This is a genomic window from Acidovorax sp. GW821-FHT10A04, assembly GCF_059415825.1.
The window spans coordinates 581,654-602,409 of the sequence record NZ_JBWKNZ010000001.1 but is presented as its reverse complement, the minus strand read 5'-3'; the positions used below and the strand labels follow the sequence as shown (position 1 = coordinate 602,409).

The window sequence follows — 20,756 nt, the reverse complement described above, 5'->3', positions numbered from 1 at the left end:
CTTTGATAGCAGAAAAGCACGGTTGCATGCGCTCTTCAGGCCATTTTGGCGCTGCTGCGCATGCGGCAGATGGGCCGCCTGCAGGCACTGGCATCCTTGCTTAACAGAGACATTTGCAGGGTTAATGGCAGCGGGCAGGAGTGCCGGTGATAAGGTAAAGGCATGAACACACCGAACCAAACCCCCACGCCCTCGCCATCCGGTCTTGACCCGGAAAAGATGCGCAGCGACCTCGCAAACCTGCTTCGCAAGGCGGCGCCGCCGCAGGACAAGTCCGCTGCTGACAAGCCTGCTGGCAAGTAAGGAGCTGAAAGCCGCGCGACGCCGCCGGCCCGCATTGCGGGTGGGCGGCGTTTTTCTTGGTGGCCTGCCATGCGGGGCGGTTGATAACGGCAGCCCACTGCAATGTGGTGACCATTGGTTTTCCATATCGGCTGCGAGCGAGCACCGGTGATAAAGTGGTGCGGCACCTGTCTGTCCCGCGGCCAGATCCGTTCTTCGACCCCAATTCGCTGCCTGTCCGTAGGGGCGGGATGGATGGGGCCTCGGCGGATGGGGCTGCCTGAAAGAAGAAAGCCCGACCATGGCCACCGTTTCCGATCTCCAGAATGTCGTGTACTCCGGTAACCCGCAGGCCGACGCCTTGCTGGACAACCCGTCGCCGTGGAACTTCTTTCCCGATGGCCGCAAGGTGCTGTACTACACCTTCGATGCCAGCCCTGGCAGCGTTGCCGCCACCGACGCGGGACGCGCGATCACCGCATTCAATACGGCGCAACAGCAGGCCACGCGGCAGATACTGCAGCATGCCGCGGCGGTCACGGGCATCACCTTCACCGAGGTGGGCAGTTCCGCCCAGGCGGACCTCCACTTCGTCGCGACGAATATCCCAGGGGCGTCGACGGCCGGGCTGGCGTCCACGTTCTACAACTACAGCTACAACGGCAGCCAGACGCTGACCCGGCTCAACGCGGAATCGGTGGTCTACCTGGACAACGTGGAGCATGCCGGCATCAACAACCAGCCGACGGCAGGCGGCGCCGGGTATGAGGTGCTGCTGCACGAAGTGGGGCATGCGCTGGGGCTGGCGCACCCTTTTGACTCCGCCAGGCCGCTGCCCGCATCGCAGGACAACACCAACAACACGGTGATGTCGTACACGCGGGCCGGCCCCTACAAGACCACCTTCCAGGCCTTCGACCTGCTGGCCCTGGACTGGATCTACGGGCGGGACGGTCTGGGCGGCACCTGGGGCATGAATTCCACGAATGGCCCGACGCTGAATTTCTCCAGCCAGCCCAGCGGCACGGCGGGCCCCGATGTATTCACCAGCACGCAGGCCAATGAGGCCTTCAATGGCGCCGGGGGCGTGGACACCCTCGTGGCCCAGGGTGCCCGGGGTGGCTATTCGCTGACGCGCAAGGACGGGGGCTGGCAACTGGCCGATGGGACGGCGGGGCGGGATGGTACCGACACCTTGCTGCAGATCGAGCGCGTGCGCTTTGCCGACCGCTCCGTGGCGCTGGACCTCGATGGCGCGGCGGGCACGACAGCGCGCCTGCTGGGCGCGCTGGTCGGCCCGGCGGGACTTTCCAGCCGGGAACTCGTGGGGGCGGTGCTGGGCGTGGTGGACTCGGGTGCGTCGCAGCTGCAACTGGCGCAACTGGGCCTGAATGCGTTGCTGGGCGCCTCGGCCACGCCGGAGCAGGTGGTGGCGCTGCTGTTCGGCAACGTGGTGGGGGCTTCCGCAGACGCTGCCACCGTGCAGTCGCTGGCCGGCCTGATCCGGTCAGGTGCCTACACCAATGCGTCATTCACGGTGGCGGTGGCCAACCTGGACATCAATGCCGCCCACATCGATCTGGTGGGGCTGAGCGCGCGGGGTCTTGACTACACCTGACCCGGCCGGGCCCCGGGCGCCCTGAAGCCGGCTTTCTCCGCCTGTGGCAGCCCCAATCCGGGCTGCATCTTCTGCTGCCTGTGATTCGGATCACTCCGGCAAGACGGGTGCCTGGGGTGTCGGTGAAAAAATTCATATAGGAACTGGTAGACTCCGCTTCCTATATGAATTCTCTCTTGCGCATTCCGCTCAACGCCACACCCGAGCAGGTGGAGCGGCTGCGTGCATTGCAGGTGGGTTTTTCCAGGGTGTGCAATGCCATTTCGCCCGTGGTGCAACAGACCCGGACATGGAATCGTGTGGCGCTGCACCACCTGACCTACCGCCAGTTGCGCGAGCAATTCCCGGAAATGGGCTCGCAGATGGTGTGCAATGCCATTTATTCGGTATCGCGCACGGGGCGCCTGATCTTTCAGCACCCGGCCAGCCCCTTCCATCTTTCGCGGCTGGGCGACAAGCCGCTGCCCTTGTTGCAGTTTGCAGACAGTTGCCCGGTGTACTTTGACCGCCACACCCTGAGCGTCAAGGGTGGTCAGCTGTCCATGTTCACGCTGGACGGACGCATGCGCTTCGAACTGGCACTGCGCCCGGAAGACGAGGCGAGCTTTCACGAAAAGAAGCTGCGCGAGATCGTGCTGTCGCGCCAGGCCGGTGGCGGGTATGCGCTGTCCTTCCTGTTGGACGGTGGGCTGGAGGGCGAGAAAAGCCAGCCGGACATGTCCCTGCCTAACGGCGAAATTCCCGAATACATCATGGTTCACGAGACAGTATGAAACCGAACGTTCCTCCTTCTGAATTGCGCGATGCGATCGCTTCCTTGCGACCCTACTTCGTGCGCGCTGGCTGGTTCAGCGTGTTCTCCAGCCTCCTGGTCCTGGCGCCTTCGGGCTACATGCTGGAGGTGTACGACCGGGTGGTGAACACGCGCAACCACACCACGCTGGTGATGCTGACCTTGCTCATCCTGGGGGCGTACGTGGTGATGGAGGTGCTGGAGTGGGCGCGCAGCGAGGTCATGCGATCGGCCAGCGTGGCGCTGGACCGGCGCCTGAGCGGCCGTGTCTTCGGTGCCATCTTCGAAGCCAACCTCAAGCGCATGCCGGGCGGGTCGCAGCAGCCGCTCAACGACTTCCGCACCGTGCGTGATTTCCTGTATTCGCCAGCGCTTCTGGCGGCCATGGAGACGCCCATTGCATTGGTGATGATGGTGCTGCTGTTCATGATCAGCCCCTGGCTGGGCTGGGCGGCGCTGGTGTTCGGCGTGATCCAGGTCGCGGTGGCCTGGTTCAACGAGCGGGCCACCAAGCCCACCCTGATGAAGGCCAATGGCAGCGCCATTGCGGCCCAGCAGTATGCCGACGGAGCCCTGCGCAACGCCGAGGTGATCGAGTCCATGGGCATGCTGCGTGATACCCATCGGCTGTGGCAGCGCAAGCAGCGGGATTTCCTGCGGTTCCAGGCGCTTGCGTCCGAACGTGCCGGAGGGTTCCAGGCGATCGCGAAGCTGGTGCAGAACATCCTGAGCTCCCTGCTGCTCGGGCTGGCCTGCTGGCTGCTGCTGCGCAATGAGCTCAACGGCGGCGGCGGCATGATGATCGTGGCGTCCATCCTGGGGGGGCGGATGCTGGCTCCGCTGGTGCAGGTGGTGGCGCAATGGCAATCCGTGGTCAACGTGCGGGATGCATGGATGCGGCTGGACCAGCTGTTGGCGTCCTTGCCGGCGCAGGCGCCAGGCATGGCCTTGCCCGAGCCGCGTGGGGCCCTGCTGGTGGAGCAGCTCTACGCATCGGCCCCGGGCAATCCGAACCAGATTCTGCGTGGCGTGGCCTTTGCGCTCGCGCCGGGCGAGGCGCTCGCGGTGGTGGGGCCTTCCGCTTCCGGCAAGACCACGCTGGCCCGCATGCTGGTGGGGCTGTGGCCTGCCGCGGGCGGCAAGGTACGGCTCGATGGTGCCGATGTGCACACCTGGAACAAGTCCGAGTTGGGCCCTTATGTGGGCTACCTGCCCCAGGGGGTGGAGCTGTTCGAGGGCACGCTGGCCGAGAACATCGCCCGCTTCGGCGAGGTGGACATGGCCAAGGTGGAGGCCGCTGCGCGCATGGTGGGCCTGCACGAGTTCATCCTCTCGCTGCCCCACGGCTACGACAACCCGGTAGGGGCCGATGGCGCGCGCCTGTCTGGTGGCCAGCGCCAGCGAGTCGGGTTGGCGCGTGCGCTGTACGGCGATCCGGTGTTCGTGGTGCTCGACGAGCCCAACTCCAGCCTGGACGAGCAGGGCGATGCGGCCCTGGCCCAGGCCATCCTGGCGGCCAAGGCGCGCGGGACGACCTTCGTGATCATGACCCACCGCACCAGCGTGCTGGCGGTGGTCGACAAGCTGCTGGTGCTGCGCGACGGGCTGCAACAGATCTTCGGGCCCCGCGACGAGGTGATTGCCGCGTTGAACAAGGCCAACCAACAGGCGCAGCAGGCTGCCTCGGCGCAAGCCGCCCCTGCCGGACCCGCCATTGCGGCCTCCTGATACCGATACGGATTCAATTTTCATGAAGAAAACTGGCTTTTTCCACCGCAGCGAGCTCACCGAGGCCCTGTGGGCCTTCCGCCGGGAGTTTCTCGTGGTCGGCATCTTCAGCATGGTGGCCAACGTGCTCATGCTGGCTCCGACCATGTACATGCTGCAGATCTTCGACCGCGTGATGATGAGTCGCAGCGACCTGACGCTGATCGTCATGTCGCTGATCACCTTGTTCTTTTTCGTGGTGATGGCGTTCTCCGAATGGATGCGCTCCCGCGTGCTCGTGCAGGCCGGCTTGCGTCTGGACGAGGTGCTCGGTGCCCGGGTCTTCAATGCCAGCTTCGAGGCCAGGCTGACGCAGTCGGGGGCATCGGTGGCGCGGACATTCGGTGACCTGATCCAGATCCGCCAGTTCGTCACCGGCAGTGGCACCCTGGCGTTCTTCGACCTGCCCTGGGCACCCATCTACCTGGCCGTGCTGTTCTTCCTGCACCCTGTGCTGGGCTACGCCGCCCTGGTGTTTGCGGTCCTGCAAGGCGCACTGGCATGGTTTGGCCACCGCCATACGGTTGCTCCTACGGAGGAGGCGTCCAAGGCTGCGTCGGAGTCCGGCGCCTACCTGCAAAGCAAGCTGCGCAACGCCGAGGTGCTGGAATCCATGGGCATGGTGCACAACCTGCACCCCCATTGGCAGGCACGGCATGACAAAGCGCTGGAAATGAATGGCCGGGCACAGGCGCTCATCCACAAGATCACCGCCTGGAGCAAGTTCATCCGCTACAGCCAGCAGTCGCTGGCCCTGGGTGTCGGCGCATTGCTCGTGATCGACGGCCAGCTGTCGCCCGGGGGCATGATCGCGGCCAACGTGCTGATGGGCAAGGCGCTTGCGCCCATCGACACCCTGGTGGGCACCTGGCGCAGCTTCATCGGTGCGCGCTCCGCCTTCGAGCGGCTGGAGACCCTGCTGCAGCTGCACCCGGAACGCGATCCTTCCCTGTCCCGTGTGGCGCCCCAGGGGGCGGTGACGGTCCGTGACCTGGTGGCCTCGGCCCCAGGCCGTGCCCAGCCCATTCTCAAGGGCGTGAGCACCGCGGTACCGGCCGGCACGGTGACGGTCGTTCTCGGCCCCTCGGGTTCGGGCAAGTCCACCCTGGCGCGCTGCCTGATGGGCATCTGGCCCGGCATTTCAGGCGAGGTGCTGCTCGACGGCCTGCCGATCGATGGCTGGGACCGCATGGAGCTGGGCCCCCATCTGGGCTACCTGCCGCAGGACATCGAGCTGTTCGAAGGCTCGATTGCCGAGAACATCGCCCGGTTCGGCGAGGTCGATCCTGAGAAGGTCATTGCTGCTGCGCGCAGCGCCGGCCTGCACGAGATGATCCTGCGCTTTCCCAAGGGCTACGACACGCCCATTGGCGAGGCCGGCAACCTGCTCTCGGGTGGCCAGCGCCAGCGCGTGGGCCTGGCCCGCGCCGTGTATGGCAATCCGGTGATGGTGGTGCTCGACGAGCCCAACGCCAACCTGGATGACGTGGGCGAGGCAGCGTTGGTGAACACGGTGCACCAGCTCAAAGCCCGCGGCTGCACGGTGTTTCTGATCACGCACCGCCCCGGAATCCTGGCGGTCGCCGATCGACTCCTGATCCTGCAGGACGGCATGGTGCAAGCCGATGGCCCGCGCGATGCCGTGCTGAACGCATTGCGCGCCGCCCAGGGTGCCGCGCAATCGCCGCCACCTCCCCCTCCCGCCGCTGCGGCAGGCGGCCTGCAGCCCATCCCAGCTTGAGCGCGATTGCTTCTGTCGCTCGCTGTTTCATCGAACCCTTTTTCTGTCGGGTACTGACATGGTCAAATCATTGTTTCCTCTGAGTCAAAAGCCGGATGCTCCCCTGGAAGCCGGCGATGCAGGCGAGGCCTCGCGCCCTGGCCGCATGGGTCTGTGGGCACTTGCCATCGGCTTCGGCGGTTTCCTGCTCTGGGCGTCCCTGGCGCCGCTGGACGAAGGTGTGCCGGCCGCCGGCGTCGTGGCCATCGATACCAAGCGCAAGGCGGTGCAGCATCTGAGCGGGGGCATCGTCAAGGAGGTGCTGGTCCGCGAAGGCGACGCCGTGCAGGAAGGCCAGTCGCTGATCCGCCTGGACTCGGCCGTGGCCAAGGCCAACTACGAGTCGGTGCGCCAGCGCTACCTGGGCTTGCGGGCCGTGCAGGGCCGCCTGCAGGCGGAGCAGGGCAACCTGGCCAGCATCAGCTTTCACCCTGATCTGCAGGCTGCGGCATCGGACCCTCTGATCCGCCAGCAGATGGTGAACCAGGAGCAGCTGTTCATGACGCGACGCAGCCTGCTGCGCTCGGACCTGCAGTCCATCGAGGAAAGCATTCAGGGCCAGGAAGGCCTGCTGCAGGCGTACGACGGCATGCTCGCCAGCCGCAAGAGCCAGCTGTCCCTGATCAATGAGGAACTGGGCAACCTGCGGGGACTGGTCAAGGAAGGCTATGCACCGCGCAACCGCCAGCTGGAGATGGAGCGCATGGCCGCTGACTCGAACACGGCGATTGCCGATCTGCAGGGCAACACCATCCGCGCACGGCGCGCCATTGGCGAACTGCGCCAGCGGATCATGTCGCGCCAGCAGGAATACCGCAAGGAAGTCGAAACCAACCTGGCCGATGTCAGCCGCGAGGTGCTGTCGGACAATGAGAAGCTGCATTCGGTCACCGATGACCTGGCCCGCACGGAAATCAAGGCACCTGCAGCAGGCCAGGTGGTGGGGCTCGCCGTTCAGACCGTGGGCGGCGTGATCTCCCCGGGCCAGAAGCTCATGGACATCGTGCCCAAGGATGCCGCGCTGCTGCTGGAGGCGCATGTCGCACCGCACCTGATCGACCGGGTGCATTCCGACCTGCCGGTGGATGTCCGGTTCTCGTCCTTCGCGCATTCGCCGCAACTGGTCGTGGGTGGCAAGGTGGTTTCCATCTCCGCAGATCTGCTTTCCGACCCGCAAACCAACGCCAGCTACTACCTGGCCCGTGTGCAGGTGACCGCCGATGGCCTCAAGAAGCTGGGAACCCGCCAACTGCAGCCCGGCATGCCCGTGGAAGTGATTTTCAAGACGGGCGAGCGCTCGATGCTGACCTACCTGCTGCATCCGCTGACCAAGCGGCTGGCTGCGTCCATGACCGAGGAGTAAAGCCATGACCCTGCAACGACATGCCATCCTGCCTGCGGGCAGCACCCGACGCGGGCCGGTAGCCCGTCTGGGCCTTCTGGCCGCTGCAGTGGCCGGATTGCTGGCGGCGGCGCCGGCCTGGTCCATCGACCTGCGCCAGGCCTATGAGGCCGCCCTGGCCAACGATGCGACCATCCGCTCCTCGCGCGCGGCAGCCGATGCCAGCCGCGAGCAACTGCCGCAGGCGAAGGCGCAGCGGCTACCCAACGTCTCTTTCTCTGCGGGTCGCAACAAGAACGACCTCACCAGCGAAACCCAGAGCGCTCTGGGTCAACCCGTCACCACGGAGAACAAGTACTACAGCGGCAACCAGGCACTCACCATTCGCCAGCCGCTGTACCGCCCCTTCCTTGGCGCGCTGGTCAAGCAAGCCGAGGCCGTGGTGCAGGATGCGGATGCCACGCTGGAAAGCGCGGAGCAAACCCTCGTGGTGCGCGTGGGCGAAGCCTACTTCGAGGCGCTGCTGGCCGAGGAGCAACTGGCGCTCATCAGCTCGCAGAAGAGTACCTACACCACCCAGCTCGATGCGGCCAAGAAAGGTTTTGCGGCAGGCAGCGGCACCCGCACGGACATCGACGAAGCACAGGCACGGCTGGACCTGACCTATGCCCAGGAGCTGGAGGTCCAGCAGAACGTGGAGTTCACCCGCCGCAAGCTGGAGACCATCACGGGGCAGCCGGTGGGAACCCTTGCGCGGCTGGACCTGGCGCGTTTCACCCCTGGGGCGCCCACGCCGAACCTGGTGGAGGACTGGATTGCCCGTGCCGAGCAGGCGAGCCCCGACGTCAAGGCCTTGCGCGCGCGACTGGAGGCCGCGACCTTCGAGATCGACAAGGCCAAGGCGGGGCACAAGCCTACACTCGATGCCGTCGCGCAGTGGTCGCGCAACAGCAGCGACAGCGTGACCAACGTGAATTCGCGCTATGACAACAAGTCCATTGGCTTGCAGCTCACGGTTCCGATCTATGCCGGCGGTTATGTCAACTCCACCGTGCGCCAGGCCGTGGCCAGTGCCGAGCGGGCCCGCGAGCTGTTGGAGGCCCTGCGCCTGGACCTCAGCGTGCGCGTGCACCGCGAATTCCGCGGCATGACCGAGGGCGTGCTGCGCATCAGTGCCCTGGAGCAGGCCGTGCGCTCGGCCGAGCAGGCCGTGCTGTCCAACCAGATGTCCTTCAAGGCCGGTGCCCGTACCACGCTGGACGTGCTCAACGCCGAGCAGCAAAAGACCACGGCGCTGCGCGACCTGGCCCAGGCCCGCTACCTGTATGTGGCGTCGCGCCTGCGCCTGCAGTCCCTGGCTGGGGACGAGCGTGCTGCCAGCGTGACGGAGATCAACGCCTGGCTGGCCCTTTGATTCGGGCGCGCGCCACTGCCTCGAACGGCTTCTCCAGGTCGTTGGTGGCCAGGGGTGGGGAGGGTGCTCGGGTATATGAATGCAATCGAGATGCATTCGTGTTGTCGCGCCTTGGCGCCATTTGTGTGACCAGCCGCACGCAGGGGTACATGAGGTTACTTGCCGATACAGGCCCTGCAGTTACGATTGGCGCCTCATGATTTGGTTGTCCGTGGTGGGTTTTCTGGTGGCGGCGATGGCTGCAGGGTTCGTCGTACGCTGGGTGCGGGGACATGCGTCAGCCTATGGAAACGGTATGCCACAGCGCTTCCACATGGGGGATGTGCCGCGCCTGGGAGGCGCTGCCCTGCTGCTGGGCCTGGCAAGCGCCTGGGGCCTGGGCATCCTGCAGTCCTTCCTGGGAGACCCCGGCTCCCTGCGCCTGGGGTGGTGGGTCGGCAGCTGGCTGCTGGTGTTGCTGCCGGCGGTGCTCGGCGGCATTGCCGAGGACATGACCCAGCGACTGGCCGTGCGCTACCGCCTGGCCCTGACGGGCGCTTCCGGGTTGCTGGCCATCTTCCTCCTCGATCTTTCCGTTCCGCGCATCGGCCTGCCCTGGGTCGACATGCTGTTGTCGGCCTGCCCCTGGCTGGGCCTGGCCATCGTGGTGCTGGCGGTGGCGGGCCTGCCCCACGCCTTCAACATCATCGACGGCTACAACGGCCTGGCCGGCATGGTCGCCATCATCGTCTGCCTCGCGCTGGCCCACGTGGCCCTGCAGGTGGGAGACCGTTCCCTGGCGGCCCTGCTGGTGACCACCGCGGCCGCTACGGGGGGGTTTCTGGTCTGGAACTACCCGCGGGGCATGCTGTTTGCCGGGGATGGCGGGGCCTATGTGTGGGGCGTCGTCATTGCCCTGGCCAGCATCTCCCTGGTACAGCGCAATGCCGATGTCTCTCCCTGGTTTCCCATGCTGCTCCTGATCTACCCGGTCTGGGAAACGGTCTTCTCGATCTACCGCAAGGCGGTGCGGGGGGTGTCCCCCGGGGTGGCCGATGCGCTGCATTTCCACCAGCTGATCTACCGGCGCATCGTGCGCGGCGTGTTCCACGACGACGAGTCGCGCCGCGTGCTCATGCGCAACAACCGCACCTCGCCCTACCTGTGGGGTTTCACCCTGCTCACCGTGGTTCCTGCCATCCTGTTCTGGAACAACACCCTGGTGTTGATGGGCTTCTGCTGGCTTTTCGTGATCAGCTACGTCGTGGCCTACCTGGCCATCGTGCGGTTCAAGGTGCCGGATTGGCTGCGCAGGTGAGCACCCCCTGAGTCGCTTTGCGCCATCCCCCCGAGGGGGATGCTCCCGGCGCGGCGGGGCGGCCCTTGCGCGGGAGCGCTGGCAGGGCCGGGCCAGTTTCTTGGGCTCCGCGCGGCTAATGCTTGCAAGACCGGCCCGCGAATGCGGCACAATTTGCGCATCCTCGTTTTTCTCTGGATGGCACGCCCCCATGACCGATCTTCTCTCGATTGCGCCCCGCGACAAGGCTGAAATTCTGGCCCAGGCGCTGCCCTACATCCGCAAGTTCCATGGCAAGACCATGGTCATCAAGTACGGCGGCAACGCCATGACCGACCCGGCCCTGCAGGCCGACTTCGCCGAAGACGTGGTGCTGCTCAAGCTCGTGGGCATGAACCCTGTGGTGGTGCACGGTGGTGGGCCGCAGATCGAGACGGCCCTGAACCGTCTGGGCAAGAAGGGCGAGTTCGTCCAGGGCATGCGCGTGACCGATGCCGAGACCATGGAAGTGGTGGAGTGGGTGCTCGCTGGCGAAGTGCAGCAGGACATCGTGGGCCTGATCAACCAGGCCGGCGGCAAGGCCGTGGGCCTGACCGGGCGCGACGGCGGCATGATCCGGGCGCAAAAGCTCAAGCTGCTCGATTCCAAGGACCCCAGCATCGAACACGACGTGGGCCAGGTGGGCGACATCCTCTCCATCGACCCGAGCGTGGTCAAGGCGCTGCAGGACGATGCCTTCATCCCCGTGATCAGCCCCATCGGCTTCGGCGAGAACAACGAAAGCTACAACATCAACGCCGACGTGGTTGCCAGCAAGCTGGCCACCGTGCTCCAGGCCGAGAAGCTGATGCTCTTGACCAACACCCCGGGCGTGCTGGACAAGCAGGGCAACCTGCTCACCGACCTCACGGCGCGCGAGATCGACGCGCTGTTTGCCGACGGCACCATCTCCGGTGGCATGCTGCCCAAGATCGCAGGCGCGCTGGACGCCGCCAAGGCTGGCGTGCACGCGGTGCACATCATCGACGGCCGGGTGCCGCATGCCATGCTGCTCGAAATCCTGACCGACCAGGCCTACGGCACAATGATCCGCAGCCACTGAACCCGGTAATGGAATGAGACTGCTGCTGGTCGAAGACGACGTGATGGTGGCCAGCGGCATCAAGCTGGGGTTGTCCGACGCCGGCTATGCAGTCGATTGGGTCGGCAGCGGCGAACGCGCGGAAGAAGTCCTGCGCGTCGAATCCTTCGACGCCGCCATCATCGACATCGGCCTGCCCGCGATGGATGGGCTTGAGCTCACGCGGCGCCTGCGCCGCCCGGACATGGCCAGCCCATCGATGCCGGTGCTGATCCTGACCGCGCGCGACGCCCTGCATGACCGGGTGCAGGGCCTGGATCTTGGGGCCGACGACTACATGGTCAAGCCCTTCGAGCTGCCCGAGTTGCTGGCCCGCCTGCGGGCCCTGCTGCGCCGCTCGCAGGCCGCCACCACGGCCGTGCTCAGCTTCGGCCCGCTGGAGCTCGACACCGCGGGCCGGCGCGCAAGCGTGCGCTCCGATGCCGGCGAGCAGGTCATCGAGCTGGGCCCACGCGAGTGGACGGTGCTCGAGTACCTGCTCATCAATGCGCCCAAGCCCGCCAGCAAGGACAAGCTGCTGCAGGCGCTCACCGGCTGGGACAAGGAAATCACCCCCAACGCGGTCGAGGTGTATGTCTCCCGCCTGCGTGGCAAGCTCGAGCCGCACGGCGTGGCACTGCGCTCGATCCGGGGGTTTGGCTACCGGCTGGAACTCCAGGCCGGCTGAAACCTCCCCCTTTCTTCTTCTCGCGGCCCTGACCATGGAAACCCGGATCCCTCCTGTGCGACGGCCCGGACTGCGGGCCATGACCTCGGACCTGCGCAACCGCTTGCTGCTGCTGCTGGTGCTGCCTCTGTGCGTGCTGGCGACCATCGGGGTCTGGCTGGACTACCGGTCGGCGGACGAGGCCGCCGGCCAGCACGACCAGCGCCTGCTGCGCCTGCTGCCGGCCCTGTCCGACTCGGTGCTGGCGCCGGCCATCCGCGACAACGACCCGCCCCTGCTGCTACTGGCCCCTCCCTTGGAGGACTTCCTGCGGCAGAACGCCGGCTTCTCGGGCTACAGCGTGCGCGACCCGTCGGGCAAGCTGCTGCTGGGCGACGACTGGGTGCACAGCGCGGTGCCCACCACCCAGGCGCCCGAGTTCCACAGCATGGAATACAGCGGCGTGACCTACCGCGTGGCCGTGCAGCGCGGCCGGACCGGGGCCGGCGAGATGGTGGTGGCCCTGGCCGATGGTTCCGACCCGCGCCAGCAATGGGCCCAGCAACTGCTGCTGCGCGTGCTGCTGCCCAACCTGGTGCTGGTGGCGGCTGCCGCACTGGCTATCCACTGGGCGGTGCGCCAGGCCTTCAAACCGCTGGTGGACCTGGCCGAGGCGGTGGAGCACCGCTCGCCGCGCGACCTGAGCCCCATCGACGAAGCCGCCTCGCCCTCCGAGGTGCGACCGCTCGTGCATTCGCTCAACCGCCTGTTCGCCCTGGTCAATGCCCAGGCCGAGGGCCAGCGCCGCTTCGTGGCCGATGCCGCCCACCAGTTGCGCACCCCGCTCGCCGGGCTGCAGGCCCAGGTCGAAGCCTGGGCCATGATGGCCAAGGCGGCGGCGCCCCAGCGGCAGTCGCCGTCCGGTCATGACAAGAAGGGCCCGGTGTCCACAGACGGGCGTACGCAGGGCGCCATCGTGCTGGGTGTCGACCAGATCGAAAAGCTGCGCAACGCCACACGCCGTACCTCGCAGCTCGCGCACCAGTTGCTTGCCCTGTCGCGGGCCGATGCGCGCAGCCTCGACGCCCAGCAGCCCCAGCGCGTGGACCTCAAGGATCTGTGCGAGACCCTGCTGGAAACCTTTCTCGACCCCGCCACCGGCAAGGGCCTGGACCTGGGCCTGGAGGTGCAGCCCGTGCACGTCACCGGTCACGGCTGGCTGCTGCGCGAGCTGCTGTCCAACCTGGTGGACAACGCCATCAAGTACACACCGCCCTCGGGCATCGTCACCATCCGCTGCGGCATGCGCCAGGGCAAGAGCGGGCCGCCGCGGGTTTTCCTGCAGGTGGAGGACGATGGCCCGGGCGTGCCCGACGCCGAGCGCACCCGGGTGATGCAGCGCTTTTACCGGGTGCCGGGCACGGTGGGCGAGGGCACGGGCCTGGGCCTGGCGATCGCCGACGAGATCGCCCGTGTGCACCGTGCGTCGCTGACCCTGGGCACCGGGGCGCAGGGACGCGGCCTGATGGTGACTGTGGTGTTTCCGCTGTAGCCTGCGCAGTACGGCGGCGGGCGCCGAGGCCTGTGCGAGAATCATTTCCACACATGATTTACGCCCTGCCGCAAGCCCGGGGCATGCCGAGACCGGCATGCGTCCAGGTGGCAGGGACCACGGGCCCCAGGGCGCCGGGCCGCCAGCCCTGCATGCCCTCCATTCCTTTCTTGCGCATGTCCGATCTTTCGCCGCTTCCCGAGCCAGCCAGCACTGCCGACGCAGAAGACAGCCCTGCGGCGCGCAAACGGCCCAAGCCCGGAGAGCGCCGGGTGCAGATCCTGCAGATGCTGGCCACCATGCTGGAGCAGCCGGGAGCGGAGCGCATCACCACTGCGGCGCTGGCGTCGCGCCTGTCCGTCAGCGAGGCCGCGCTCTACCGCCACTTCGCCAGCAAGGCGCAGATGTTCGAGGGACTGATCGATTTCATCGAGCAGTCGGTCTTCGCCCTGGTGCAGCAGATCACCGGCCGAGAGGTTCCCGACCCGGCCCAGCCCGCCGACGTGGGTCGGCGCCAGGCGGCCCGCATCGTCGCCGTGCTGCTGCAGTTCGGCGAGCGCAATCCCGGCATGGTGCGCGTGATGGTCGGCGATGCCCTGGTGTTCGAGCACGAGCGCCTGCAGCAGCGCATGAACCAGTTCTTCGACCGCATCGAGTCCACGCTGCGCCAGTGCCTGCGGCCTGCCAATGCGGACTCGGCCACGCCGACCGTGGACGCCCAGGTGGCTGCCAGCGTGCTCACAGCCTTCGCGCTGGGGCGGCTGCAGCGCTATGCGCGCTCGGGCTTTCGCCGCATGCCCAGCGAGCACCTGGACGCCAGCCTGGCCTTGATGCTCTAAGAACGAATGTGTTTGCGCGCTAGGAGCCGGCCCTAGCGGCTCCCTTTTGCCGCAGGCCGCCCGGGCCTGCGCGCTTCTCTCCAGCCCCCGCGCGCGGCGGGTCGCTGCCATGCAACAAAGTTTTGGTACGGTCTCCCTATTTTTGGAGAGGCCTTTGGTGGGCGGGCAAATTTGCTGCAGAATAGTACGAACGTTCGTTTTTATTTGCCCGCATGCCCGCCATCCCCGACTCTACTCCGGTCACCCGCATCCCGCGCCCCCGCACCGGCACGGGTCGTGCCCTGCAAAAAGGCCAGCAGACCAAGGCGGTCATCGTCGAGGCGGCGCTGGGCCTGGCCACGCACATCGGGCTCGAGGGCCTGTCCATCGGCGCCTTGGCCGATGTCACGGGCATGAGCAAATCGGGTGTGTTCGCCCACTTCGGCTCGCGCGAGGAACTGCAGATCTCCGTGATCCGCGAATACCACACCCGCTTCGAGCAGGAGGTGTTCTACCCCGCCATGTCGGCGCCGCGCGGCGTGGCGCGCCTGAGCGCGCTGTTCGACAACTGGATGAAGCGCACCTCGATCGAGATCGATTCGGGCTGCATCTACATCAGCGGTGCGGTCGAATTCGATGACCGCAACGGCCCGGTGCGCGACGCGCTGGCCAGCTCGGTCCTCACCTGGCTGGCCGCCATGCGCCGCGCCATCGAGCAGTGCAAGGAGTGCGGCGAGTTGCGCCCGGACACCAACGAGGAGCAGATGCTCTTCGAGATCCACGGCCTGATCCTCGCACTGCACTACGAAGCGCGCTTCCTGCGCACCCCCGGCTCCATGGCGCGCTCCGTCACGGGCTTTCAGAACATCCTGGCGCGCTACAGCGCACCACGCACCCCGGTGGCCGCAGCCGCACCCGCTGCTGCACGCCGCAAAGTTTCCAACCAAACCACCATCTCCAAGGAGTAACCCCATGCCCAGCTATACGCCGCCCCTGCGCGACATGCAATTCGTCATGCACGAAGTGCTCAAGGTCAGCGACGAACTCAAGGCCCTGCCGGCCCATGCCGAGGTGGATGTGGACACCATCAATGCCGTGATCGAAGAGGCCGGCAAGTTCGCTGCCGAGGTCACCTTCCCGCTGAACATCAGCGGCGACACCGAAGGCTGCGTGCTGGACAAGGCCACCCACGAAGTGAAGACCCCCACGGGCTTCAAGGCCGCCTACGCCAAGTACGTCGAAGGCGGCTGGGCTGCGCTCTCCTGCGACCCCGCCTACGGCGGCCAGGGCCTGCCCTTCGTGCTCAACCAGTGCTTGTACGAGATGATGAACTCAGCCAACCAGGCCTGGACCATGTACCCAGGCCTGTCGCACGGCGCCTACGAAGCCCTGCACGCGCACGGTACCGACGCACAGAAGGCCCTGTACCTGCCCAAGCTCACCAGCGGCGAGTGGACCGGCACCATGTGCCTGACCGAACCGCATTGCGGCACCGACCTGGGCCTGCTGCGCACCAAGGCCGAACCCCTGGCCGACGGTACCTACAAGATCACCGGCAACAAGATCTTCATCTCGGCTGGCGAGCACGACATGGCCGCCAACATCGTCCACCTGGTGCTGGCCCGCCTGCCCGATGCGCCCAAGGGCAGCAAGGGCATCAGCCTGTTCGTGGTGCCCAAGTTCAACATCCAGGCCGACGGCTCCCTGGGCGAGCGCAACCCGATCTTCTGCACCGGCCTGGAGCACAAGATGGGCATCCACGGCAATGCGACGGCGCAGATCGCCATCGATGGCGCCATCGGCACGCTGGTGGGTCAGCCCAACAAGGGCCTGGCCGCCATGTTCGTGATGATGAACGCCGCCCGCCTGGGCGTGGGCAACCAGTCGCTGGGCCTGACCGAAGTGGCCTACCAGAATGCCCTGGCCTACGCCAAGGACCGCATCCAGATGCGCAGCCTGTCGGGCACCAAGGCCAAGGACAAGGACGCCGACCCCATCATCGTGCACCCCGACGTGCGCAAGATGCTGCTCACGGCCAAGGCCTACGCCGAAGGCGGTCGCGCACTGCAGATCTTCTGCACGCTGCTACTGGACAAGGCCCACGGCCACGCCGACGAAAAGGTGCGCAAGGACTCCGAGGAACTCGTGGCCCTGCTCACGCCCATCGTCAAGGCCTTCATCACCGACAACGGCCACATCGCCACCAATGCGTGCATGCAGGTCTTCGGCGGCCATGGCTTTATCAAGGAATGGGGCATGGAGCAGTATGTGCGCGACAACCGCATCAACATGATCTATGAAGGCACCAACACCATCCAGTCGCTGGACCTGCTGGGCCGCAAGATCCTGGGCAACAACGGCGCCTCGCTCAAGAAGTTCGGCAAGCTGGTGGGCAAGCTGGTGGAAGAAGAAGGCGTGAACGAGAAGATGGCCGAGTTCATCAACCCCGTCGCCTACCTGGCCGACCAGATGACCAAGTTCACCACCGAGATCGGCTTCAAGGGCCTGCAGAACCCCGACGAAGTGGGCGCTGCCGCCGTGGACTACCTGCGCGTGGCCGGCCACCTGGTATTCGGCTACCTGTTCGCCCGCATGGCCCAGGTGGCCCTGCGCGAGATCGCCGCCGGCAACACCGACCCCTTCTATGCCGCCAAGCTGCAGACCGCGCGCTTCTACTTCGCCAAGCTCTTCCCCGAGACGGCGACGCTGATGCGCACGGCCCGCGCCGGCAGCAAGGTGCTGATGGACACCGACCTGGCCCTGGCCTGATCGGCGCCCCCGCCAGCGGATCCCGACCCCTCAGCCACGGAGCAGCCACCACCATGGTCAATGCAGCAACCACCGCAGCCGTTCTCTTGTTCGCCGCCGCCGCGGCACCGGCCTGGGCGCAGATGACGCCCGAAGGCCTGTGGCGCAACATCGACGACAAGACCGGCGAGGCCAAGGCCGAGATCCGCATCCGCGATGCGGGCGGTGGCGCCCTGAACGGCGTGCTCGAAAAGCGCCTGTCCAAGGACGCCAAGCCCGACGAGGTCTGCGACGAGTGCAGCGATGACCGCAAGGGCAAGCCGCTCGTGGGCCTGGAGCTGATCCGCGGTGCCAAGAAGGCTGAAGGCAAGGACGTGTGGGAGGGCGGCAAGATCCTCGACCCCGAGAACGGCCGCAACTACACGCTGCGCATGACGCCTGTCGAGGGCGGCAAGAAGCTCGAGGTGCGCGGCTCCTTCGGCCCCTTCGGCCGCACACAGACCTGGGTGCGGGTGCAGTAACAAGACAACAGCATGCACCGGCCACGCCGGGTGCAGGCAACAACGAGGGCCGGGCGCCGCGTCGCCGTCGTCCTCATGGAGAAACACCGATGTCAAGATTCCAAGTGAAGAAAGTCGCCGTGCTCGGCGCGGGCGTGATGGGCGCGCAGATCGCTGCGCACCTGGTCAACGTCAAGGTGCCCGTGGTGCTGTTCGACCTGCCGGCCAAGGAAGGCCCGAAGAACGGCATCGTCACCAAGGCCGTGGAAGGCCTCAAGAAGCTCAAGCCTTCGCCCCTGGGCGTGGCGGACGACGCCGCCCTGATCGGCCAGGCCAACTACGAAGAGCACCTGGAGCAATTGCGCGACTGCGACCTCATCATCGAGGCCATCGCCGAGCGCATGGACTGGAAGCTTGACCTGTACAAGAAGATCGCGCCCTTCGTCGCGCCGCATGCCATCGTGGCATCGAACACCTCGGGCCTGTCGATCACCAAGCTCTCCGAGGCCCTGCCCGAGAGCATCAAGCCGCGTTTTTGCGGCATCCACTTCTTCAACCCACCGCGCTACATGGTGCTGGTGGAACTGATCAACACGCCCACCACCTCGCCCGAGGTGCTCGACCAGCTCGAAGCCTTCGTCACCAGTGGCCTGGGCAAGGGCGTGGTGCGCGCGCACGACACCCCCAACTTCGTGGCCAACCGCGTGGGCATCGCCGGCATGCTGGCGACCATGAAGGAAGTCGAGAACTTCGGCCTCTCCTTCGACGTGGTGGACGACCTCACGGGCAAGAAGCTTGGCCGTGCATCGAGCGGTACCTTCCGCACTGCCGACGTGGTGGGCCTCGACACCATGGCCCACGTCATCAAGACGCTGCAGGACAACCTGGACGAGAACAGCGACCCGTTCTACGCCAGCTTCGGCACCCCCGCCGTGCTCAAGAAGCTGCTGGAATTGGGCAACCTGGGCCAGAAGGCCAAGGCCGGTTTCTACAAGAAGGTCGGCCGCGACGTGCTGCGCTTCGACCTCGAGAGCGAAGAGTACGTGCCCGGCGGCCAGAAGGCCGACGAGGTGTACGGCCGCATGCTCAAGAAGCCTGCCGCCGAGCGCCTGCGCCTGCTGCGCAATTCTGAAGGCGCGCAAGGCCGCTTCCTCTGGGCCATCCTGCGCAACAGTTTCCATTACGCCGCCGTGCACCTGGCCACGATTGCCGACAATGCGCGCGACGTGGACCAGGCCATGCGCTGGGGCTTCGGCATGAAGCAGGGCCCCTTCGAGTTGTGGCAGGAAGCCGGCTGGCTCGACGTGGCGAAGATGATCCAGGAAGACATCGACGCCGGCAAGGCGCTGTCCAAGGCGCCGCTGCCCGAGTGGGTGTTCAAGGGCCCCGTGGCCGAGGCCGGTGGCGTGCACACCGCCCAGGGTTCGTGGAGCGCATCGGCGCAGAAGTTCATCGCGCGCCGCGCGTTGCCGGTGTACGAGCGCCAGCACTTCCCCGAAAAGCTGCTGGGCGAGACCTCGCTGCCCGACTTCACCACCGCCGGCACCACGCTGCACGAGGATGATTCCCTGCGCGTGTGGACGCTGGAGGGTGCAGACCGCGCTCCCGGCACCGGCGTCGTGATCGCCAGCATCAAGACCAAGATGCACGCCATCAGCCCCGACGTGGCCGAAGGCCTCACGCTGGCTGTGGACCTGGCCGAGAAGGACTACGAAGGCCTGGTGATCTGGTCGGGCGACGAGCCCTTCAGCGCCGGCGCCGACCTGCAGGCCATGCTGCCCGCCTTCATGGTGGCCGGCGTGAGCGCCATCGAAGGGGCCGAGGCCGAACTGCAGAACACCATGCTGCGCATCCGCTATGCCAACGTGCCCGTGGTCGCTGCCGTGCGCGGCCTGGCGCTGGGCGGTGGCTGCGAACTGGCCGTGCACTCGGCGCGCCGCGTGGTGCACATGGAAAGCTACATCGGCCTGGTGGAAGTCGGCGTGGGCCTGGTGCCCGGTGCCGGCGGCCTGACCTACATCGCGCGCCGCGCTGCGGAGAACGCCGCTACCTCCACGGGCAAGGACATCCTGCCCTTCCTGACCGAAGGCTTCACGGCTGCCGCGATGGCCAAGGTGGGCACCAGCGCGCTGGAATCGCGCAAGCTCGGCTACCTGCTCGAGAGCGACGTGATCGTGCCGCACAAGGACGAACTGCTCTATGTGGCCATCAACGAAGCCAGGTCCCTGGCCAAGGGCGGCTGGCGCGCGCCTGCCAAGCGGCTGTTCCCGGTGGCCGGCCGCAGCGGCGTCGCCACCATCAAGGGCTCGCTGGTCAACATGCGCGACGGCGGCTTCATCAGCCAGCACGACTTCCACATCGCCGGCCTGATCGCCGAAGTGGTCTGTGGCGGCGACGTGGATGCCGGCACCCTGGTGAGCGAGGAGTACCTGATGACGCTGGAGCGCAAGGCGTTCTGCGCCCTCATCGAGCACCCCAAGACGCAGGAGCGCATTCTGGGCATGCTGTCCACCGGCAAGCCGGTGCGCAACTGACAGAGCCCTTGTCCACCATGAGCGAAACCACCCGCCCGCCGAACAAGCTGCAGCGCTCGCTGATGCGGCTGGACGAAGCCCCGGCCTTCATGCGCGGCTTCGTGCAGAACATCATCCTGCGCCGCGCCGTGCCCTTCACGGGCACGGCCGGAGTGCAGTTCGTGTCGCTCGCGCCCGAGCGGGTCGAGGTGCACCTGGCCAACGAGCGCCGCGTGCAGAACCACATCGCTGGCGTGCACGCCTCGGCCATGAACCTGCTGGCCGAGACGGCCACCGGCATGGTCGTGGGCATGAACGTGCGCGACGACTGCCTGCCGCTGGCCAAGGAGTTCAGCATGGCCTTTCGCAAGCGCGCCACGGGTGGCCTCAAGGCCGTGGCCGTGCTCAGCGCCGAGCAGCGCGCAGCCATGCAGGCCAGCGACAAGGGCGAGGTCCAGGTCACCGTCACCGTGACCGATGAGGCCGGCGCCGAGCCGGTCGAATGTGCATTTACGTGGGCCTGGATTCCCTCCAGCCGCCCCGCCAAGAATTGAAGGAGTTCACCA

Annotated in this window: 17 protein-coding genes; all 17 read left to right on the top strand. The window is 66.6% G+C overall.

The features are described from left to right. The first annotated feature begins 162 nt into the window (after window positions 1-162). The 17 genes from AC07PF_RS02720 to AC07PF_RS02640 all read left to right on the top strand — a co-directional run bounded on the left by AC07PF_RS02720 (window position 163) and on the right by AC07PF_RS02640 (window position 20,744). On the top strand, window positions 163-303 hold the full coding sequence (locus tag AC07PF_RS02720) for a hypothetical protein (protein ID WP_157405917.1): 141 nt from the start codon (window positions 163-165) through the stop codon (window positions 301-303). Window positions 304-583: 280 nt separating this feature from the next. Beyond that, window positions 584-1,900 carry a M12 family metallo-peptidase gene (locus AC07PF_RS02715; RefSeq protein ID WP_494610803.1) on the top strand — a complete coding sequence of 439 codons (1,317 nt, stop codon included), beginning with the start codon at window positions 584-586 and terminating at the stop codon, window positions 1,898-1,900. A gap of 209 nt (window positions 1,901-2,109) precedes the next feature. Beyond that, window positions 2,110-2,673 (top strand): hypothetical protein, encoded by a 564-nt coding sequence (locus AC07PF_RS02710; RefSeq protein ID WP_494610802.1) that lies wholly within the window; start codon window positions 2,110-2,112, stop codon window positions 2,671-2,673. Next, window positions 2,670-4,421, top strand: coding sequence for a type I secretion system permease/ATPase (locus AC07PF_RS02705; RefSeq protein WP_494610801.1), 1,752 nt, complete (start codon window positions 2,670-2,672; stop codon window positions 4,419-4,421). The genes AC07PF_RS02710 and AC07PF_RS02705 overlap by 4 nt, the downstream gene beginning before the upstream one ends. Window positions 4,422-4,443: 22 nt before the next feature. Beyond that, window positions 4,444-6,201: a type I secretion system permease/ATPase gene (locus tag AC07PF_RS02700; protein WP_494610800.1), complete on the top strand. Its 1,758-nt coding sequence runs from the start codon at window positions 4,444-4,446 to the stop codon at window positions 6,199-6,201. A gap of 58 nt (window positions 6,202-6,259) precedes the next feature. After that, complete coding sequence (locus tag AC07PF_RS02695; protein WP_494610799.1) at window positions 6,260-7,603, top strand: HlyD family type I secretion periplasmic adaptor subunit; 1,344 nt, start codon at window positions 6,260-6,262, stop codon at window positions 7,601-7,603. A 4-nt stretch (window positions 7,604-7,607) separates the two neighbouring features. Continuing rightward, window positions 7,608-8,996 (top strand): TolC family outer membrane protein, encoded by a 1,389-nt coding sequence (locus tag AC07PF_RS02690; RefSeq protein WP_494610798.1) that lies wholly within the window; start codon window positions 7,608-7,610, stop codon window positions 8,994-8,996. Between the two features lie 196 nt (window positions 8,997-9,192). After that, on the top strand, window positions 9,193-10,293 hold the full coding sequence (locus AC07PF_RS02685) for an MraY family glycosyltransferase (protein ID WP_007860862.1): 1,101 nt from the start codon (window positions 9,193-9,195) through the stop codon (window positions 10,291-10,293). 190 nt (window positions 10,294-10,483) lie between these two features. After that, a complete protein-coding gene (gene argB / locus AC07PF_RS02680) occupies window positions 10,484-11,374 on the top strand; it encodes an acetylglutamate kinase (protein ID WP_007860864.1) in 891 nt (296 codons plus the stop codon). Window positions 11,375-11,387: 13 nt separating this feature from the next. Further along, a complete protein-coding gene (locus AC07PF_RS02675) occupies window positions 11,388-12,080 on the top strand; it encodes a response regulator transcription factor (RefSeq protein WP_007860866.1) in 693 nt (230 codons plus the stop codon). Window positions 12,081-12,159: 79 nt separating this feature from the next. Beyond that, complete coding sequence (locus AC07PF_RS02670) at window positions 12,160-13,611, top strand: sensor histidine kinase (protein ID WP_007860868.1); 1,452 nt, start codon at window positions 12,160-12,162, stop codon at window positions 13,609-13,611. 176 nt (window positions 13,612-13,787) lie between these two features. Next, entirely contained in the window at window positions 13,788-14,450 is a 663-nt protein-coding gene (gene slmA, locus AC07PF_RS02665) for a nucleoid occlusion factor SlmA (RefSeq protein WP_007860869.1), read from the top strand. Window positions 14,451-14,662: 212 nt separating this feature from the next. Next, window positions 14,663-15,397, top strand: a complete 735-nt coding sequence (locus tag AC07PF_RS02660) for a TetR/AcrR family transcriptional regulator (protein ID WP_007860871.1) — start codon at window positions 14,663-14,665, stop codon at window positions 15,395-15,397. Between the two features lie 4 nt (window positions 15,398-15,401). Beyond that, window positions 15,402-17,198: an acyl-CoA dehydrogenase C-terminal domain-containing protein gene (locus AC07PF_RS02655; protein WP_007860872.1), complete on the top strand. Its 1,797-nt coding sequence runs from the start codon at window positions 15,402-15,404 to the stop codon at window positions 17,196-17,198. A 53-nt stretch (window positions 17,199-17,251) separates the two neighbouring features. After that, the gene (locus tag AC07PF_RS02650; protein ID WP_007860874.1) at window positions 17,252-17,698 is read left to right on the top strand and encodes a DUF2147 domain-containing protein; all 447 of its coding nucleotides are present in this window, start codon (window positions 17,252-17,254) and stop codon (window positions 17,696-17,698) included. A gap of 89 nt (window positions 17,699-17,787) precedes the next feature. Continuing rightward, complete coding sequence (locus tag AC07PF_RS02645) at window positions 17,788-20,211, top strand: 3-hydroxyacyl-CoA dehydrogenase/enoyl-CoA hydratase family protein (RefSeq protein ID WP_494610797.1); 2,424 nt, start codon at window positions 17,788-17,790, stop codon at window positions 20,209-20,211. Window positions 20,212-20,228: 17 nt separating this feature from the next. Continuing rightward, on the top strand, window positions 20,229-20,744 hold the full coding sequence (locus AC07PF_RS02640; protein ID WP_494610796.1) for a DUF4442 domain-containing protein: 516 nt from the start codon (window positions 20,229-20,231) through the stop codon (window positions 20,742-20,744). Window positions 20,745-20,756: the final 12 nt, after the last annotated feature.

Bases quoted from the DNA above. Each gene is read 5' to 3' on its own strand.
- AC07PF_RS02695 (WP_494610799.1), top strand. From the start codon at position 6,260: ATGGTCAAATCATTGTTTCCTCTGAGTCAAAAGCCGGATGCTCCCCTG.
- AC07PF_RS02675 (WP_007860866.1), top strand. From the start codon at position 11,388: ATGAGACTGCTGCTGGTCGAAGACGACGTGATGGTGGCCAGCGGCATC.
- AC07PF_RS02720 (WP_157405917.1), top strand. From the start codon at position 163: ATGAACACACCGAACCAAACCCCCACGCCCTCGCCATCCGGTCTTGAC.
- AC07PF_RS02655 (WP_007860872.1), top strand. From the start codon at position 15,402: ATGCCCAGCTATACGCCGCCCCTGCGCGACATGCAATTCGTCATGCAC.
- AC07PF_RS02715 (WP_494610803.1), top strand. From the start codon at position 584: ATGGCCACCGTTTCCGATCTCCAGAATGTCGTGTACTCCGGTAACCCG.
- argB (WP_007860864.1), top strand. From the start codon at position 10,484: ATGACCGATCTTCTCTCGATTGCGCCCCGCGACAAGGCTGAAATTCTG.
- AC07PF_RS02650 (WP_007860874.1), top strand. From the start codon at position 17,252: ATGGTCAATGCAGCAACCACCGCAGCCGTTCTCTTGTTCGCCGCCGCC.
- AC07PF_RS02640 (WP_494610796.1), top strand. From the start codon at position 20,229: ATGAGCGAAACCACCCGCCCGCCGAACAAGCTGCAGCGCTCGCTGATG.
- AC07PF_RS02670 (WP_007860868.1), top strand. From the start codon at position 12,160: ATGACCTCGGACCTGCGCAACCGCTTGCTGCTGCTGCTGGTGCTGCCT.
- AC07PF_RS02685 (WP_007860862.1), top strand. From the start codon at position 9,193: ATGATTTGGTTGTCCGTGGTGGGTTTTCTGGTGGCGGCGATGGCTGCA.
- AC07PF_RS02660 (WP_007860871.1), top strand. From the start codon at position 14,663: ATGCCCGCCATCCCCGACTCTACTCCGGTCACCCGCATCCCGCGCCCC.
- AC07PF_RS02645 (WP_494610797.1), top strand. From the start codon at position 17,788: ATGTCAAGATTCCAAGTGAAGAAAGTCGCCGTGCTCGGCGCGGGCGTG.
- slmA (WP_007860869.1), top strand. From the start codon at position 13,788: ATGTCCGATCTTTCGCCGCTTCCCGAGCCAGCCAGCACTGCCGACGCA.
- AC07PF_RS02690 (WP_494610798.1), top strand. From the start codon at position 7,608: ATGACCCTGCAACGACATGCCATCCTGCCTGCGGGCAGCACCCGACGC.
- AC07PF_RS02705 (WP_494610801.1), top strand. From the start codon at position 2,670: ATGAAACCGAACGTTCCTCCTTCTGAATTGCGCGATGCGATCGCTTCC.
- AC07PF_RS02700 (WP_494610800.1), top strand. From the start codon at position 4,444: ATGAAGAAAACTGGCTTTTTCCACCGCAGCGAGCTCACCGAGGCCCTG.